We start from the raw sequence: 17,657 nt of genomic DNA on the forward strand, positions 1-17,657 counted from the left end.
ATTTGGACTTGGATTCTGCAATACTGGCTTCGGCAATTTTTATTGCCACTTTAATTCTTGTGATTTGGCAGCCGAAGGGACTTGGCATCGGTTGGACGGCCTGTGGAGGTGCCGCACTCGCTCTGCTCGCCGGCATCGTGAGCTTTCACGACGTTTTTACCGTAACCGGGATCGTTTGGGATGCGACGCTTACGTTTATCGCCATCATTATTATTTCTTTAGTGCTCGACGAGATCGGGTTTTTCGAGTGGGCAGCTTTGCACATGGCGCGGCTGGCCAAAGGGAACGGCCGGAAAATGTTTGTCTATATCACGCTGCTCGGAGCGTTTGTGGCCGCTTTTTTTTCAAATGACGGGGCTGCGTTGATTTTGACGCCGATCGTTTTAGCGATGATTCGTTCTTTAAAATTAAAAGAAGCCTTGATTCTCCCGTTCATTATGGCGAGCGGTTTTATAGCCGATACGACCTCGCTTCCGCTGGTGATCAGCAATCTCGTCAACATCGTTTCCGCGGATTATTTCAACATTGGTTTTGGCGCGTATGCCTCACGGATGATCGTCGTCGACCTCGTTTCCTTGGCGGCCAGCCTGTTCGTTTTGTATCTTTTTTTCAAAAAACGCATTCCGCATTCGTATGATAAGTCACAACTGCCGGCACCGAGCAAAGCATTGAAAGACCGCAAAATGTTTCGCCTATCCTGGTTCGTACTGGCGGTGTTGATGGCCGGCTATTTTGCGAGTGAATTTTTCCATTTGCCCGTTTCCGTCGTATCCGGCATCGTGTCGATCTTTTTCCTTTGGATGGCAAGGCAAAGTCCCGCGGTTTCGATAAAAAAAGTGTTGGCCGGCGCACCGTGGGCAATCGTTTTCTTCTCGGTCGGTATGTATGTCGTCGTTTACGGGCTGCAAAACGTCGGACTGACGTCCTTGTTGGCTCGGGTCATTGAAAGAGCTGCTGACGGCGGCTTATTTGCCGGAACCGTCGCGATGGGATTCATTGCTGCCATTCTCTCTTCGATCATGAACAACATGCCGACGGTCATGATCGACGCGCTCGCCATCAACCAAACCGATGCCGCCGGACTCATGAAAGAAGCGCTCGTCTACGCAAACGTGATCGGCTCCGACCTCGGCCCGAAAATCACGCCGATCGGCTCGCTCGCCACGTTGTTGTGGCTTCACGTTTTGGCGCAAAAAGGGGTGAAAATCAGCTGGGGCTACTATTTCAAAGTCGGTGTCATTCTGACGATCCCGACGCTGTTCATGACACTGTGCGGTCTGTATGTTTGGCTGCTCATCGTCGGCTGACGGACATCGGCGCCGGAATCGCTCATGACAGACGTTATTTTACTCAAATGAGCTGATTTTTTATAAAATCGCTCACTGAAATCGCTATTCCTCTTGTAAAGTAAAAATGGGGGCTGAAATGCACGTGATTTCAGTAAATAACGTTCCTCATGAGCGATTTCATCTAGAAACGGGATTTATAAGGAAAATAAGCCTTCTGGTGAGCGATTTCACCGGAACGGAACAATGAGAAGGAGAATATTAATGACGAAACCAATCATCTATTTTCTTTGCACGGGAAACTCTTGCCGCAGCCAAATGGCGGAAGGATTCGGAAAAAAATACCTCGGTGATCGTTACGAAGTACGATCAGCGGGCATAGAGGCGCACGGGCTGAATCCGAAAGCGGTCGAAGTGATGCGTGAAGCAGGCGTGGACATTTCCGGACAGCAATCGGAAACGATTGATCCGGGATTGTTGTCAAAAGCGGCGTACGTGATCACGCTTTGCGGCGATGCCGAAGAACGCTGCCCATTGACGCCGTCAGGCGTCAAGCGGCTGCACTGGGGCATGGAGGATCCGGCGAAAGCCGGCGGCATCGAAGTGTTTCGTCGCGTACGCGACGAAATCGCGGCGCGGGTTGAGCGCTTTGCGCGCGAGGAGGCTGGCGCCTAAGGCTCGGTGCGCCAGCATTTGCGGCATGTGGAGCAAAAGCCGGCGCCGGGGAGCTGGTAGTAGAGGCAGCAAGTTTGGCGCACGCGCAGGCCGTCGACCGTTTCGCGGTCGTAAAGGCCTTTGAGCGGATTGGCGGACAGGCCGAAGGCTTCCCCGTCATCTTCTTGTACGAGATAGCGGAAATCAGCTTTGATCTCCGCTCGCTGCGGCGTGTCGGCTTGCTTCATACGCTGTTCATAGAGCCAAAACACGTAAACAGCGGTGTTTTCCCATAAAATCGCCTCGGGAATCGCAGTCAGTTCAGCCAATACTGCATTGACCTTCGTCAAGTTTTCTTTGAATACCCCTTGCAGCACCCGTTTTCTCCATAAAGAGCGTTCCTGCCCGGCCAGCGGCAAGGAGGTTTCCTCGTCGAGCTGCAACCGCGGCAGCCATTTTTCCGTATTTACTGAAGAAGCCAGCCGGCAATTGTCTGCGCGAACGTCCAAGCCTTGATCGAAAATCGTCATCGCATATAAAACTGGAGCTGCAGCAGCAAAGCTGTATCGCTTTGAAAATTGTGAGGCCGTTACAAGCATGGACGGCGAATGGAGCAAATGACCGATTTCAGTGAGGACTTTCTCCAGCTTTGCCGTCGACAACAAGTCGCTGCCAGCGAACATCGTCTTTGCGTGTTCAGGCGCAAATCGGAAATCGCAAATCAATTTTTCCTTTTCTTCATGTTCCAAGAAGCACCGGTGCTTTGTCGCGAGCATGAAGCTTTCTTCCTTTCCCGTACGGAATGCACATCGGGGTGCCGAAAATCGGATCTGAGGCGATTTTGACATCCAAACCGAATATCGCTTTTACCAACGCTTCGCTCATGATTTCTTCGGGAGCGCCTTCTGCATAAACGGTCCGATCGTTGACGGCCACAAGATGATCCGCATAACGGCAAGCCAAGTTCAAATCATGCAGCACCATTACGATCGTTCGACCTTCTTTTTTGTTCAAGTCAAACAGCAAATCAAGTATTTCCACTTGATGGGACATATCAAGGTATGTCGTCGGTTCATCCAATAAAATGGTTTCCGTATCCTGGGCAAGTACCATGGCCACCCATGCCCGCTGGCGCTGGCCGCCGGATAACGCCTCAACCGGCCGATCGGCCAGTTCTGCCAAACCCGTCACGTCCAACGCCTTTCGAACAGCCGCCTCGTCGGCATCCGACCATTGCTTAAGCCAGCTTTGGTACGGGTAGCGGCCTTGTTTGACGAGCTGCAAAACCGTGAGACCTTCCGGAGCCGTCGGTCCTTGCGGAAGTACAGCCAACTCACGAGCGATCTGCTTCGTGCGCCGCGTGCTGATTTTTTTTCCGTTTAATAATACTTCGCCGCTCGAAGGCTTCAACATGCGCGCAAACGTCGACAACAACGTTGATTTCCCGCAGCCGTTTTTTCCAATGAACACGGTGATTTTCCCTTCCGGCACGTCGAGATTCAAGCCGTCGAGCACCGGCACATCGCCGTAAGCGACCGATAAAGCTCTTGCTTCAAGCACTCCCACGAAGATCACTCCTTAACGATTTCGGCTTTTGTAAAGCAAATAAATAAAATAAGGGGCGCCGATCGCGGAGGTGAATACCCCCGCAGGCACTTCCAGCGGCAAAAACAACGTTCGCCCAATCAAATCGGCGAGCATGACGAGCAGTCCGCCGAGCAAGGCCGATACGGGAATGAGCCCGCCGTACGGTGCGCCGACGAGACGCCTTGCCATATGCGGCGCCATCAAGCCGACGAATCCAATTCCGCCCGCAAATGCAACAGCCCCTCCGGCCAAGGCTGTGCATAAGATGAGCAAGCCATTACGATCACGGTTCACCGAACTGCCGACGCTGATCGCAACGGACGGACCGAGTTCTTGGACGTTCAGCCTTCGCGCCATTACCATCGTGAGTGCGAACATAGCCGCGAACCAAACAGCGAGCGTCGCCACTTGATCCCAAGAAGCGCCGTGAACGCTTCCCGTCAGCCAGATGGTCGCGCGCGAAGCGACGTAAATCGGCCCGAGGAGCATGATGAATTGCGTGAGCGCCTGCATGCCGGCGGCGATGCCGATGCCGATAAGCACGAGGCGCATCGCCGAAGTGCCCTGCTTCTGCGAAAGCCCGTAGACGAGGACGCCGGTGCCGAGTGCGCCGAGGAAAGACGCGAGCGGCAACCAATGGATGCTGACGGTGAGCGCGTTGTCGGCGGTGCTGAACAGCGCAAGGAAGCTCACGGTCGCAAGCGAGGCGCCGCCGGTGATGCCGATGATGTCCGGCGAAGCGAGCGGGTTGCGCACGATGCCTTGCAAAATGGCGCCGGCAACGGCGAGCGCCATGCCGGCAAAGGCGGCGAGCAAGATGCGCGGCAAGCGGAACATGCGGACGACGAGATTGTGCATGTCGGACCCTGCGCCGAACAGTGACTTGAGCACGTCGAGCGGAGCGATGAACAGGTCGCCGACGCCCGTGCTCACGATCAAGACGATGAGAAAAAAGATAAATAGCGAAAGCGTGACGGCAAGCGCGCGTTTATCGATGAGCAGCGAAACGCTGCCGGCGCGGAAAGGACGGTGGTTTCTCATGTGGAAAACACCCCTTTTCGCGCGATGTAGATGAAGAACGGCGTACCGATGACCGCGGTCATGATGCCGACCGGAACTTCGCTCGGCATGATGACATAACGGGCGGCGATGTCGGCGGCAAGTAACAGCAAGGCGCCCAGCAGGGCGCTGTACGGAATCAGCCAGCGAAAATCGTGCCCGACGAGCCAACGGGCGATGTGCGGGATAACGATGCCGATGAAGCCGATCGGGCCGGCGACGGCGACCGAGCCGCCAGCGAGCAAAACAACCGTGAGGCCGGCCGCCGCTTTCGTGATGGCCGTATTTTGGCCGAGTCCTTTCGCAACGTGCTCACCGAGAGCGAGCGTATTCATTTTTCGGCTCATAAAAATCGCGATCAGCCAGCCGGCCGTCAAATAGGGAAGGACGGAAAAGAGCACGTTCAGATCACGGCCCTGAACGGAGCCGATGAGCCAAAATAAGACGGCTTGCAACGTTTGTTCATTCAGGGCAAGCAAGCCTTGGGTCATCGAGGAAAACAGCGCAGCCATCGCCGCGCCCGCCAGCGTTAATTTTACAGGGGTCAACCTTTCCGAACCGGCCGATCCGAGAAAATAAACGATTAGAGCGGAGACAGCCGCGCCAGCGAAAGCAAGCCAAGTGAACGCCGCCAACGACGTGATCCCGAAAAAGGTGACACTCGTGACGATGAAAAAACTCGCTCCAGCATTGACTCCGAGAATGTTCGGAGAGGCCAACGGATTTCTCGTGATCCCTTGCATAAGCAGACCGGCGATTGCCAAACTGGCTCCGACCGCTGCCGCAATACATGCTCGCGGCACTCTGGCTTCACGGATGATCACTTGATTGTTCGACCCGTCAAACTGCGTATAAGCATTCCATACCATATGAAAATCAATATCGGTCAATCCGAAAATGATGCTGGAAAGTACGGCGGCACCAAGCAATCCGAAGCAAAGCACCATACCTAATCCTTTTGCTGCGTTTGTTTTCAAAACCCCGAGCATACGTATTTCATCCTTCTGTTAATCTACTCAGAGTTTATTTTAAATGAGAATCGTTGTCAATGATTTTGAGAATCATTTTCAATTTTTCGGTTGACAAATGACTAACCCCCCGCTATGATTCTAATTGTGATTGAGAATCATTATCATAACACATGCAGGGGGAGTCAAAGTGAAGAAACGTTTACTAGCTATGTTTGCAGTCCTGCTCGGACTGTTCATCCTCGGCGCTTGTGGTTCCGGCGCGGAACAATCGAGCGGCGAAAACACGAAATCATCCGAAGAAAAAGGACAGTCTTCGGGTTCTTATACGGTCAAACACGCGATGGGATCAACAACGATTGAGGGGACTCCGGAACGAGTCGTCATCTTGACGAATGAAGGCACTGAAGCGCTGCTCGCGATGGGCGTCCAACCGGTCGGTGCTGTGAAATCGTGGCTCGGAAACCCGTGGTACGATCATATCGCCGAACAAATGAAAGGTGTCAAAGTCGTCGGTACTGAATCGAACGTCAACCTTGAAGCAATTGCCGAACTGCATCCCGACCTCATCATCGGGAACAAGCTTCGCCAAGAGAAAATTTATGACAAATTGAGCGCGATCGCACCGACCGTCTTCTCCGAAACGTTGAAAGGGAACTGGAAAATCAACTTCGAACTGTACGCGAAAGCGTTGAACAAACAAGAAAAAGGCGAGCAAGTCATGAACGCCTTCGATGAGCGCATCCAGTCGATTCGTGACCGGTTGGGCGATAAAATTGACATGGAAGTGTCGCTCGTCAGATTCCTAGCTTCCGACATTCGCATATACCATAAAGATTCGTTCGCGGGTGTCATTTTGGAACAAATCGGATTCAATCGTCCTCCGAACCAGGACAAAGACGATTTCGCCTTGAAAAACGTTACGAAAGAAATGATTCCGAAAATGGACGGCGACATTCTTTTCTACTATACTTACGCGCCGAACGGCGATAAAGCACCGAAAGTCGAAGAAGAATGGACCTCAAGCCAGCTTTGGCAAAACCTCGACGCCGTCAAAGCCGGCAAAGCTTACAAAGTGAGCGACGCAATTTGGAACACCGCCGGGGGCGTCATCGCCGCTAATCGCATGCTGGATGACATCGAAAAATTCTTTCATCTTTAAACAAGAACCGGATCATCTCAACAGATGATCCGGTTCTTTCGTTATTTTACATCGTAGCCTTGGTCTTCGATCGCGTCTTTCATTTGCTCGAGCGTTACCTTGGTTTCGTCATAACTGACTTCAGCTTCGCCTCGCTTAACGGAAACTTCAACGGCTTGCACGCCGTCGAGTTCTGCAAGGGCTCCGTTGACCGCTTTCTTACAATGTTCACACGACATCCCATCCACTTTCAGCTTAATTTCCTTCATTTATCCTCATCCTTTCTCTTCATAATTTCACTCGCTTCAAACGCAGCGCGTTCGTCACGACCGACACCGAACTGAACGCCATCGCCGCTCCCGCCACCCATGGCGCGAGCAAGCCGAGTGCGGCGATCGGTATCCCGGCCGCATTGTAACACAGCGCCCAAAACAAGTTTTGCTTCACATTGCGCATCGTCTTCTCGCTCAACCGCAACGCCTTCACGGCGTTGCCGAGCTCCCCGCCGACCAGCGTCACACCGGCCGTCTCAATCGCCACGTCCGTCCCCGTCCCGATGGCGATCCCGACATCTGCCGCCGCCAGCGCCGGCGCATCATTGATGCCGTCGCCGACCATCGCCACCTTCCGGCCTTCGGCCTGCAGCCGCTTTACCTGCTCCGCCTTCTCCTTCGGCAGCACCTCAGCGATGACCCGCTCTATGCCTACTTGCTCCGCCACCGCCCTCGCGGTCCGCTCGTTGTCGCCGGTGAGCAAGCAGACGTCGAGCCCCATCGCCTGCAGATCCGCAATCGCCCGCTTCGCGGTCTCCTTCACCGTATCCGCTACGGCGACGACACCTTCGGCCTCCCTGTCAACGGCGATCACCATCGCCGTTTTCCCGTCCGCCTCCAGCTCCTCAAGCGCCGCCTCATGCTTCGGCGCCAAGCTCACGCCCTCGCGGGCCATCCACCTCCGCGTGCCGACGAACACGAAGTGTTCGTCGACCCGCGCCTGGATACCCTCCCCGGGCATCGCTTCAAAATCCCTTGCGCGCTTCGCACGCAAACGCTTCGTCTCGCCGTAGGCGACGATCGCTGAGGCGAGCGGATGCTCGGATCGCTTTTCTGCGGCGATAAGCAACGCAAGCAGTTCGTCCTCGCTGCGCCGGAACGAGACGAAGTCCGTCACTTCCGGCTTGCCGTGCGTGACCGTGCCGGTTTTGTCGAGCAAAACCGTGTCGATCGCACGGGCAGCTTCAAGCGGCCCGCCGCCTTTGAACAAGATGCCTTGTTCGGCGCCTTTGCCGGTTCCGACCATGATCGACGTCGGCGTCGCAAGACCAAGCGCGCACGGGCAAGCGATGACGAGCACCGCGATTGAAGCCGTCAAAGCGGCGGAAAGATCGAAAGGTGCGGCCCAAGCGTACCAAACGATAAATGTAAGGACGGCAATGGCGACGACGATCGGCACGAAGATGCCGGAGATGACGTCTGCGAGCCGCTGCACCGGCGCTTTTGACCCCTGTGCCTCCTCAACAATTTTTACAATTTCATGAAGGACTGTATCTTTGCCGACTTTTTCGGCCCTCACTTCCAAAATGCCATTTTTATTAAGCGTTGCCCCAATCACTGGATCGCCTTCACGCTTTTCGACTGGCAACGATTCGCCGGTAATCATCGATTCGTCCGCGGCTGAAATGCCATGAACGACCGTGCCGTCAACTGGAATTTTTTCACCCGGTTTCACGAGCAGCAAATCACCCGCTTGCACTTCGTCGACCGGAACTTTTTCTTCTTTTCCGTCGCGGAGCACCGTTGCTTCTTTCGCTTGCAAGTTGAGCAATTTTTTAAGCGCCTCGGTCGTGCGCCCTTTTGCTAGCGCCTCAAACCATTTGCCCGTATAAATCAAAGTAATGAGAACTGCGCTCGTTTCGAAGTACAACTCCGCCGGCTCACCCGTGACAGCCGAATGAATGAGTCCGTATACGCTGTAAAAATAAGCCGCAGACGTTCCCAACGCCACCAGCACGTCCATGTTGGCACTGTTGTTCGAAAGCGCCCGGTAAGCTCCAATGTAAAATGATGCTCCGATGTAAAACTGGACGACCGTTGCGAGTACGAATTGCATCCACATATTCGTAAAAATTTCCGGGACCGGCACCCCGAAGTGCGCCAGCATGCCGACCACAAGCGGCAACGACAACAGCGCCGATAAAATGAGCCGGTTGCGCTTTTCGCGAATTTCCGCTGCTTTCCGGTCTTCGCCGCGGTCACCGTCTCTCTCAACTGCCTCGTAACCGAGCTTTTTCACCTTGTCGATCATGTCCTGAACGGACACCGTCCCCGGGTAATAATGAACGACGCCCGTCTCTGCGGCAAGATTCACGTTCGCCGCGTTCACGCCTTCCATGCGCGAAAGTCCTTTTTCGATTCGGGCCGAACACGCCGCACACGTCATGCCGCGAATGTCGAACTCCGCTTTTTCCGTTTCCACGCCGTACCCGAGCTTTTCAATCGCTTCTGTCATTTGCGCAGGTTGTATCCGCGTGGCATCATATTCAATATCTGCTCGCTCTAACGCAAGATTTACATTCGCGTTCACGCCGTCAATTTTATTCAACCGTTTCTCAATGCGCGCGGAACACGCCGCACACGTCATGCCGGTCACGTGCAAAGAAAGTTTCTTTTCCATCGCGATCCTCTCCGATCATTTGGAAAACTGCTGGATGACTTTCATCAATTCGCTGATGTGCGCTTCGCCGTTTCCGGACTGAATCGCATCAGTCACACATGTTTTCGTATGGCGTTCCATCAAAGAAAAACCGACCTTTTTGAGCGCAGCGTTAATCGCCGACAACTGCACAAGAATGTCGACGCAATAACGATCATCTTCAATCATCTTTTGCAAACCGCGAACTTGCCCTTCAATTCTTTTCAATCGATTCGTCAGCTGCTGTTTCTCTTCTTCCGAACGTGCCACGGTATGATGGGCATGCTCAGTTGCGGAATGTTTATCATCCATTTTCGTTCACCTCTGTTTTTTATACTATACCCCCCTAATGTATATTGTCAAACTTATAGATTTCGCACAAATTTAAGTATAGTTTCTTCATGTTTAATCATACCTATACAGGGTATACACAAACTAGATGGATCTTCCTTTGAGGAGGCTGATCGAATGAACTGGCTGGAGGCGATCGCTTGGATGGCCATCATCATCGGCATTCTGCAATCCGTTCTCATCATCCTGGACGTCATTAACCGGCCGCAAATGATGATGATCATGAATGTTGTTTGGCCGTTAATCGGACTTTATTTTCCGGTTTTCGGGCTCGCAAGCTATTACAAACTCGGCCGCATGCCGAAACGTCAACATCGCCATGGGGAACATGGACATGAACACGATCACCGCCACGGGAAAAAACCGTTCTGGCAAAGCGTCTTTGTTTCCACGACCCACTGCAGCGGCGGCTGTTCGCTCGGCGACATGATCGGCGCTCCGCTCGTTTTTGCGATCGGTTTAACCATCGCAGGCAGCCGTCTGTTCGCCGATTACACCGTCGAATTTATATTGGCGTACTTATTTGGTATCGCATTTCAATATTACGGCATGAGTTTTCACCATGAACACCCAAAACAAGAATTGATAAACGCCGTCAAAGCCGACACTTTATCCCTCGTCGCTTTCGAGATCGGCATGTTCGGCTGGATGGCGCTCGTTCACTTCGTCTTTTTCGCAAAACCGCCGGAACCAAACGAACCGGCTTTCTGGTTCATGATGCAAATCGCCATGCTCATCGGTTTCGCGACAAGTTATCCGGCCAACTGGTATCTCGTCAAAAAAGGTGTCAAGCATGCGATGTAAAAATGATTTGCTTTTCATGAGGCGGCTGCCCATTCGAACACGAATGCCCTTATCGCTCACTCATGTTCTTATTTCGTTCGGAAATCGTCCTTTCCGATGAAAACGCGCATCAGAAACGTTATTTTCGGAATTCACGCGAATACGAGCCGTATATTTCCCTGTAAACAAGAAATAGCGTTCTCAATGATCGATTTTACAAAATATCCGCTCATTTCCGCAAAATAGCGTCTCTCATAAGCGATTCCGACTGAAATGTCAGAAGGCTGACTCACCCAGTCGTTTTTCAACGACCATTGCGAGTCAGCCTCCGCTTTCGATCAATTGCAGCATTGATCTTCTTTATCGATAATGTTTGATCCGGCCCCTTCAATTTGAATCGTCGTATGCTTAATGCTGAATTCTTCATGCAGCAAATCCGTCGCTTTCCGTAACAACGAATCACGGTCTTTTCCGGGATCGACGATCAAGTGGCAGCTGAGCGACGGGAAATCCGACGTAATCGACCAAATGTGGAGGTCATGAACATCGGTCACGGAAGCAAGATTCAACAACCGTTGCTTGATCTCCCCGACATCGATGTGCGACGGTTTCCCTTCCATGAGCACGTGAACAGAGTCTTTCGTCACGCGCCAACCGCTGACGAGAATCAAGATCGAGACGATTGTGCTCGCCACAGGATCGGCATAGTTCCAGCCAAAAAACAAAATCAGCAATGCGGCGATGATAGCGCCGACGGAACCGAGCAAATCGCCGATGACGTGAAGAAAAGCGGCGCGTAAATTTAAGTTTTCGCTCGTGTCGCCTTTCAGCAAAATCCAAGCAACAACGACATTGACGAACATCCCGATGACGGCAACAGTCAGCATTCCGGTGCCGCCGACTTGCGCCGGGTTCAAGAAACGCTCGTAAGCTTCCCATAAAATCATCAGCGAAATGAAGATCAGCAGCACACCGTTAAACAGCGCCGCGAGAATTTCAAACCTTTTATATCCGTATGTCCGAGCCTCATCAGCCATTTTCTCACCGAGTTTAAACGCCAGCAGGCCGACCCCGAGAGAGGCAGCGTCACTAAACATGTGCGCCGCATCAGAGAGCAGGGCAAGACTGTTCGTCAGCAACCCGCCGACGATTTCGGCAATCATGTAACCGGCGATGAGCAAAAAACTGATCAGCAATGCTTTCTTATTGGCATGATGTGTATGATGATGACCGTGATCAAGCCCGTGGCTGTGGTCGTGACCCAAAACAATCCCCCCGCAATCCTTGCATGAGCGTTTGCGCACATTTGTTTTTAAGTATATGTGAATTCCAATGGAAGGGCAATTGGTCAAAAAACCTTCCAAAACAAGAAAACTACACCCCAACTGATGCAAAAGAGCACCAACAGCCAAGCCAGCCAAATGTTTTGTTTTCGCTTGTTCATTGGATCGCCTTCTTTCGGACCTTTAAATGTGCATGTTCGAGCTGAACTGTGCCAACACCCCATGGACGATAAAATATACCGCGATGCCCGCAGCCAAATACAAACCGAGGCGCCGGTCTCCGGTCGCGTGAATTTCCGGCAGCAGTTCAACACCAGCAACATAGAGAAAAATTCCAGCCGATACTGACAACGCGCTCATAAGCACATGTTCGTTCGGGAAATAGACTCCGGTTAACATCCAAGCGGCAAACCCTCCGACCAACGTCATCAATCCAAGCAACGCGGAACAATAAACCGCCCGCTTCTTATCTTTCGAAAACGAGAAAACAATTGAAGCGATCGTCACTCCGTCAGGAATTTTATGTAAAAATATGGCGGCAAATACGACGAGGCCGAGTGCTGCGTTCAACTGAAAGCTCGCAATAATGGAAAACCCATCGAAAAACGTATGGAGCGACATCGCTGTCATCAAACCCGTGATCGTGCCGGAGCGATTCGGAGAAGGCGTTCCCCCGTCAAAATGCGTATGCGGAGCAATCACCTGCTGCAATACGAACATCACGGCAATGCTGGCAAGCACATATATCGCGCTTGATTCTCCGCCGTCGGCGTAAACTTCGGGCAGCAAATCGGCCAATGTAACCGACAATAATAAGCCTGCACTGAAAGCCATTAAAGCATGCATCGCGCGCTCCGACCAAGATTTTTTTATAAAAATGACGAAACCGCCGGCGACGTTTGCCGCCGAAGCCGCCAAAACTAACGCTAACTCTTCCATCTCTTCCCCACTTTCGTAAACGCAGTCAATAAAGAAAGACAGGCGGCCCCTGTCCGTGTCTTTCTCATCCTATCAAGAACGATGCCGACGCATCAACTCTGATACTTATTTCGTAACCGTCACTTCTTTCGTCACCATTGCACTTTGCCCGTTGGCCGTCACCATCGGCATCACCTTGTACGTCCCCGGTTGCTCGAACGTCCAGTCAATCGTGTAAATGCCGCTGCCTTGATTTTTCGCGTCATACGACTTTTTCTCTTCCCCTTTTTTCCAAATCATGAACGTCACGTTTTTTAAATCGCTTAACACTTCGCCGCCCTGCGTGACAAATGCTTCGAACGTCACCGGTTGTCCTGCCTTGACCGCGTTCATGTCCGTGCCTTGCGCCAAATACAATTTAACCGAAACTGCTTCCGCCGCTTCATCAGACACCTTGACTGCACTCGTCGACGCGACATCTTTTCCGTTCGTCGCTTTCAACGTTTTCACATCGGCGATGATTTGTTCATACGGCGGTTGCAGCCCGTCATAGCGGACCATCACTTTGCCGTTTTGGTTCATCAAGAAAAACGAGGCGCTGTGCGTGAAATCATCCCCGCCTGCAAGCTTGGAGACCGGCGATTTGAATGAAGCTTTGGAGAACGCCTTAATTTCGTCAAAAGAATAACCGGTGAGAAAATGCCATTTCCGCCAATCAACATTAAACTTCTCGCCGTATTGTTTCAACACTTCCGGTGTGTCTCGCTCCGGGTCGACGGTGAACGATACGATCGGGACGTCGATTCCTTGTTCTTGCAGCTTCGATTGCAACTGGGCCATGTGAGCTGTCGTCACTGGGCAGACCGACGTGCAATGCGTAAAAATCATGTCTGCGAGCCAAACTTTCCCTTTTAATTCCGCCAAGCCGAAAGATTCCCCGTTCTGGTCGGTATAAGTAAAATCAGCGACATGCCAATTCGCCTTCGCTACAACCGTTAGATGATCCGACTCCGAACCGCTGCCATTCGGTTGCGAAGTTTCGTTATTTCCTGGGGAAGAATGATGAGTCCCTTGATCGGACAAGCCGAGTCCGCATCCGCTTAAAATGAGACAACAGGCAAGACTTAAGCCGATGGTCGATTTCCTGAACATGGTTACGAATCCCCTTTCCTGTGTGACGGGCAATGGACCACTTTCGCATCCGCGCGCATTTTGTCCAAAACGTCTTCATACATCATGAGCTTGCCTCCAAAACCTTTCACGAACTTCTTCGCTTCATCCTTAAACTCGAACGGAAGCAGCTGCGGCTGGCAGCAGCCCATGTTCAACGACGTGTCGCAAACATAGGTCGCCCATGACGCGCTGATCGTCGTATTTTTGAGAAAGTCGCGGCATATCGCGTGAAACTGCGTTTCTTCCGGCAACTGCAGCTGCCGCAGCAGTCCGCAATGCGCGCAACACGTTTTTTCGACTGTTCCGTCGGCATAAATGAGCCGGTAGGCGAGGCGCTTGTCGATCCATTTCCGGCAATAAACGCAGTCGTTGTCTTCTCTTTTCGCGACGGTACCGCGTGCGAGCGAAATGCCTCCGAACGTTTTCACGACAAGGCCTTCATCAACAAGCGGTTTAATATCGCGGTGAATCGTCATTTCCGAAACGCCGAGTTGTTTGCTTAATGTCGAAATTTTTAAATGTCCTTGTTTGCGCACCCATTCCTCGATGCGTTTTCTGCGTTCAGCCGGTAACACGATTCGGCATCCCCTTCCCATGCAGATGTTCGAACTTCACAAATTTCAACATCTATAAGTTTAAGCGGATTGTTGCAAGTTTTCAACAAGGAATGTCCCGTTAGGTGTGAAAGAACTTTGAACAAAGCAAAGAAAAAGTGATCTTTATTCCCCCTCGACTCGTAAGCTTGGAGCGCTGTTAAATGTCAACACTTTTTCACAATCCCCATACCCGTGCCACGGCTCAATCTTTTACAATAGAGTTAGAGATCTTGTGATTATATAACATTTTACATAAGGAGGTGTCCAAATGACTCTTCGACGCCTAATCGGTTTGGCAATCATTTTGTTTATTAGCATCTCTCTGCCGCAATCCGTTAATGCCCATGCGGCACTCGTCAAAGCAACCCCGGCGCCCAACAGCCATTTAACAACTGCACCAAAGGCAGTTACTCTTCTGTTTAATGAACGAATCAGCGATGATCTTTACAAGTTGGAGGTTTACGACAGCAACGGAAATCCAGTGACGTCCGCAAATGCGGGGCTCGGGAAAAAACACCGCCAACTGCGATTAGACCTGCCAAAGCTGCAGAATGGGCTGTACACCGTTTCTTATAAAATTGTCTCCGCCGACGGGCACCCAGTTGCAGCATCTTACACATTCACTGTAGGAAAACCGGTTACCGTCGACCGTGAGGAACCGCTCTTATCGGCGAAGAATGAACCCGATCACAGCCACGGCAACTTGGCCGCTGACCTTGTTCGGATTCTCGAGTACCTTGCCCTCTTATTGACGACCGGCTGGGTTTTCTGGGGTGCCGTTTTTCGCTCGAACGATCCGGCTGTGCAAGAACGTTACACCGCTGTACTGAAATTCTTGAAATCCGTATTCTTGTTTCTTTTGACCGGCTGGACGTTCGTGAAGCTTTCCGAATTGATCGGGGAACTTGGAACAGCGAAAACCCCCGCCGTTCTCACATCCACTGTCGGAACAAGCTTAGTCGGCTCGCTCATACTTGCGCTCGTCTCATTTTGGATCGTCGGCCGATCGAGATGGTTGGACTTTGTCTGGATCGCCTTGCTGTTGTTCGCCGAAGCCCGGAACGGGCACGCAGCAGCTTTTTCACCCGTTCCGCTGTCGATTCTTTCCGACGTTGTCCATCTTTTCGCTGCAAGCATATGGACAGGCGGGCTGCTGTACGTGTTCTATTTTTGGAAAACGGACAAAGCGCATGCCAAGCGTTTCCTGCCTAAGTTTTCAAATACGGCTTTTGCTTGTTTGCTGATCTTGATCGTTTCCGGAACGCTCAGTACATGGATTTATCTTCCGTCGCTCAACGAAATTTTTTACACGGCGTGGGGCAAGTGGCTGTTGGCTAAATGTCTGGTCATCCTTGGCGTTATCTTAACAGGTTTCCTCATCCGAAAAGCGATGCGAAACCATGACGAGGAGGCTGTCGGCCGGAGAGTGAAAACCGATTTTGTCTTAATGCTTTTGATTATCGTCATTGTCGGGATTTTCACTTCGTTGAACCCTGTGCCGAATAACGAACCGTTGACGTGGCACACAAGCGGGAAAGAGCTTGCGGCAACCACGTACATTACGCCGAAACAACCGGGGACCGGAAATCAAGTGATTGTAAAAATCGACACGCCGACAAAACCGAACCACGTATCGATCGAGCTCGATTATTTGGACAAAAATGACTTCGCGCCGATACACATTGAGCTTCACCAAGTCGGGAAAAAGAACGGGAACTTCGTGTTTGAAAACGAGCAAATTTCGATTCCGTTTACCGGTAAATGGCAAATCAAACTGAAACTACTTGATGCAAAGGACAACGAAACGGTATGGAAGAAGTCGTTTCGCGTCTATAAACAATGAGAAAAAGGAGAGATTTCGTTATGGTTAGAAAAATCGTGACCTCGCTGTCGGCGATGGTAATCGTCCTCGTTCTGTTTGCAGGTGTAGCAAGTGCACACGTGGAAGTAATGCCCGGCAAAGTTGAGGCAGGCTCTTACCAGACGTTCACGGTCAGCGTACCGTCCGAGAAAGAAAACGCGAACACAACAAGCATCCGCATTGCCATTCCCGAAGACGTTGAGATCTTCGGCGTTGAGCCGCGTGCCGGCTGGACATACGAAACGAAGAAGAACGAATCGGGTAAGATAACAAGCATTAAGTGGAGCGCAGCAAACGAGGGATTGAAACCGGGTGAATTTGTTGAGTTGAAAATGAAAGGAAAAGTCAGCAAAGAGGCCCAGGAACTTGTCTTTAAAGCCTACCAAACCTACAGCGACGGCAGCGTCGTGAAATGGGTGGAAAATGAAGACGGAGAACATCCAGCTTCCGTTACGAAAGTGACGGCAGCGGCTGCAGAAAAATCAAGCGATGGCGGTCGTTGGCCCTTATACATTTCAATCGTTTCCTTACTCTTAAGCATCGCGGCCATTGTTGGATCGGCAAGAAACAAGAGAACCGTATGATAACTTGGAGAGCCTCGCGGATTCCGCGGGGCTCTTGTCGTTGTCGAGAAACGCAACGTTAGCTGACACTGAACGAAGAGAATCGCGGGAAGGCTTCATTTGCTCTGAGCGTCGACCGTGGGCTACAATAAAACAGAGTTTAAGCCCCTCACGGAGGTTTTTTAGACGATGAATAAAATCATTTGGCTCATACTCGGAATCGCCGTTGGTTGGATCGTACTCGGGACCTTCGACAACCAGGAAAATCAAGATGATCCGGCATCGACGGCGTCCGCCGAACGACCGGCTCCTGCCTTTGAACTCCCTTCATTACAAGGCAAAACATATTCACTGCAACAAGCCAGCGGTCAACCGCTTGTCATCAATTTCTGGAACACTTGGTGTAAACCGTGCCGCAAAGAAACACCGGAACTCGTGAAGCTGTACGAAACTTGGCACGGCCAGTTTCAGTTATACGGCATCAACATCACCGCCAACGACATGCCCGCCGCCGCCCGTGCATTCGCCGAGGATTTCAACATTCCATATCCGATTTTGTTGGACAAACAAGGCAATGTGAGTGAGCGATACAACGTGATCGGCATGCCGACCACTTATTTCATTAACGCCAAAGGCATCATCGTCGACAAAATTGTCGGCTATCAAGGCCCGGACGTATTACGCGACAAAGTCAAAGCGCTGCTCGATGGCAAATAAATAATAAAAAAATGACCGAAAGAGCC

General features: G+C 51.7%; 18 protein-coding genes. 7 read left to right on the forward strand and 11 right to left on the reverse strand.

Features of this window, described 5'->3' with window-relative positions:
* Positions 1-8: 8 nt before the first annotated feature.
* A complete protein-coding gene (locus tag VFK44_03560; protein HET7627446.1) occupies positions 9-1,307 on the forward strand; it encodes an arsenic transporter in 1,299 nt (432 codons plus the stop codon).
* A 243-nt stretch (positions 1,308-1,550) separates the two neighbouring features.
* On the forward strand, positions 1,551-1,961 hold the full coding sequence (gene arsC, locus VFK44_03565) for an arsenate reductase (thioredoxin) (protein HET7627447.1): 411 nt from the start codon (positions 1,551-1,553) through the stop codon (positions 1,959-1,961).
* Here the strand turns inward: arsC and VFK44_03570 are convergent.
* The 4 genes from VFK44_03570 to VFK44_03585 are packed head-to-tail and all read right to left on the reverse strand — an operon-like array spanning position 1,958 to position 5,575.
* On the reverse strand, positions 1,958-2,716 hold the full coding sequence (locus VFK44_03570) for an IucA/IucC family C-terminal-domain containing protein (protein ID HET7627448.1): 759 nt from the start codon (positions 2,714-2,716) through the stop codon (positions 1,958-1,960). The genes arsC and VFK44_03570 overlap by 4 nt on opposite strands.
* Complete coding sequence (locus VFK44_03575; GenBank protein ID HET7627449.1) at positions 2,679-3,506, reverse strand: ABC transporter ATP-binding protein; 828 nt, start codon at positions 3,504-3,506, stop codon at positions 2,679-2,681. Before VFK44_03575 ends, VFK44_03570 begins: the two co-directional genes overlap by 38 nt.
* A gap of 12 nt (positions 3,507-3,518) precedes the next feature.
* Positions 3,519-4,568 (reverse strand): iron ABC transporter permease, encoded by a 1,050-nt coding sequence (locus VFK44_03580; GenBank protein ID HET7627450.1) that lies wholly within the window; start codon positions 4,566-4,568, stop codon positions 3,519-3,521.
* Complete coding sequence (locus tag VFK44_03585) at positions 4,565-5,575, reverse strand: iron ABC transporter permease (GenBank protein HET7627451.1); 1,011 nt, start codon at positions 5,573-5,575, stop codon at positions 4,565-4,567. Before VFK44_03585 ends, VFK44_03580 begins: the two co-directional genes overlap by 4 nt.
* A gap of 190 nt (positions 5,576-5,765) precedes the next feature.
* Between VFK44_03585 and VFK44_03590 the strand changes: the two genes are divergently transcribed.
* Positions 5,766-6,716 (forward strand): iron-siderophore ABC transporter substrate-binding protein, encoded by a 951-nt coding sequence (locus tag VFK44_03590; GenBank protein ID HET7627452.1) that lies wholly within the window; start codon positions 5,766-5,768, stop codon positions 6,714-6,716.
* Positions 6,717-6,757: 41 nt separating this feature from the next.
* Here the strand turns inward: VFK44_03590 and copZ are convergent, their stop codons facing one another.
* The 3 genes from copZ to VFK44_03605 are packed head-to-tail and all read right to left on the reverse strand — an operon-like array spanning position 6,758 to position 9,698.
* Positions 6,758-6,964: a copper chaperone CopZ gene (gene copZ / locus VFK44_03595; protein HET7627453.1), complete on the reverse strand. Its 207-nt coding sequence runs from the start codon at positions 6,962-6,964 to the stop codon at positions 6,758-6,760.
* A gap of 19 nt (positions 6,965-6,983) precedes the next feature.
* Positions 6,984-9,374: a heavy metal translocating P-type ATPase gene (locus VFK44_03600; GenBank protein ID HET7627454.1), complete on the reverse strand. Its 2,391-nt coding sequence runs from the start codon at positions 9,372-9,374 to the stop codon at positions 6,984-6,986.
* A gap of 9 nt (positions 9,375-9,383) precedes the next feature.
* Entirely contained in the window at positions 9,384-9,698 is a 315-nt protein-coding gene (locus tag VFK44_03605; protein ID HET7627455.1) for a metal-sensing transcriptional repressor, read from the reverse strand.
* A gap of 156 nt (positions 9,699-9,854) precedes the next feature.
* On the opposite strand from VFK44_03605, the gene VFK44_03610 reads away from it, so the two are divergent.
* The gene (locus VFK44_03610) at positions 9,855-10,541 is read left to right on the forward strand and encodes a DUF4396 domain-containing protein (GenBank protein HET7627456.1); all 687 of its coding nucleotides are present in this window, start codon (positions 9,855-9,857) and stop codon (positions 10,539-10,541) included.
* Between the two features lie 317 nt (positions 10,542-10,858).
* Here VFK44_03610 and VFK44_03615 read toward each other — a convergent pair whose 3' ends face one another.
* The 4 genes from VFK44_03615 to VFK44_03630 all read right to left on the reverse strand — a co-directional run bounded on the left by VFK44_03615 (position 10,859) and on the right by VFK44_03630 (position 14,469).
* Positions 10,859-11,785 carry a cation diffusion facilitator family transporter gene (locus VFK44_03615; protein ID HET7627457.1) on the reverse strand — a complete coding sequence of 309 codons (927 nt, stop codon included), beginning with the start codon at positions 11,783-11,785 and terminating at the stop codon, positions 10,859-10,861.
* A gap of 201 nt (positions 11,786-11,986) precedes the next feature.
* The gene (locus VFK44_03620) at positions 11,987-12,742 is read right to left on the reverse strand and encodes a ZIP family metal transporter (protein ID HET7627458.1); all 756 of its coding nucleotides are present in this window, start codon (positions 12,740-12,742) and stop codon (positions 11,987-11,989) included.
* A gap of 105 nt (positions 12,743-12,847) precedes the next feature.
* Complete coding sequence (locus VFK44_03625) at positions 12,848-13,873, reverse strand: SCO family protein (protein HET7627459.1); 1,026 nt, start codon at positions 13,871-13,873, stop codon at positions 12,848-12,850.
* Positions 13,874-13,875: 2 nt separating this feature from the next.
* The gene (locus tag VFK44_03630; protein ID HET7627460.1) at positions 13,876-14,469 is read right to left on the reverse strand and encodes a DeoR family transcriptional regulator; all 594 of its coding nucleotides are present in this window, start codon (positions 14,467-14,469) and stop codon (positions 13,876-13,878) included.
* 289 nt (positions 14,470-14,758) lie between these two features.
* On the opposite strand from VFK44_03630, the gene VFK44_03635 reads away from it, so the two are divergent.
* The 3 genes from VFK44_03635 to VFK44_03645 all read left to right on the forward strand — a co-directional run bounded on the left by VFK44_03635 (position 14,759) and on the right by VFK44_03645 (position 17,631).
* Complete coding sequence (locus VFK44_03635; protein ID HET7627461.1) at positions 14,759-16,333, forward strand: copper resistance protein CopC; 1,575 nt, start codon at positions 14,759-14,761, stop codon at positions 16,331-16,333.
* Between the two features lie 20 nt (positions 16,334-16,353).
* Positions 16,354-16,935 carry a YcnI family protein gene (locus tag VFK44_03640; GenBank protein ID HET7627462.1) on the forward strand — a complete coding sequence of 194 codons (582 nt, stop codon included), beginning with the start codon at positions 16,354-16,356 and terminating at the stop codon, positions 16,933-16,935.
* Positions 16,936-17,103: 168 nt separating this feature from the next.
* Positions 17,104-17,631 carry a TlpA disulfide reductase family protein gene (locus tag VFK44_03645; GenBank protein HET7627463.1) on the forward strand — a complete coding sequence of 176 codons (528 nt, stop codon included), beginning with the start codon at positions 17,104-17,106 and terminating at the stop codon, positions 17,629-17,631.
* The last annotated feature ends 26 nt before the right edge of the window (positions 17,632-17,657 follow it).

The organism is Bacillales bacterium, from assembly GCA_035700025.1.
In the GTDB taxonomy this organism is placed as follows: Bacteria; Bacillota; Bacilli; order Bacillales; family DASSOY01; genus DASSOY01.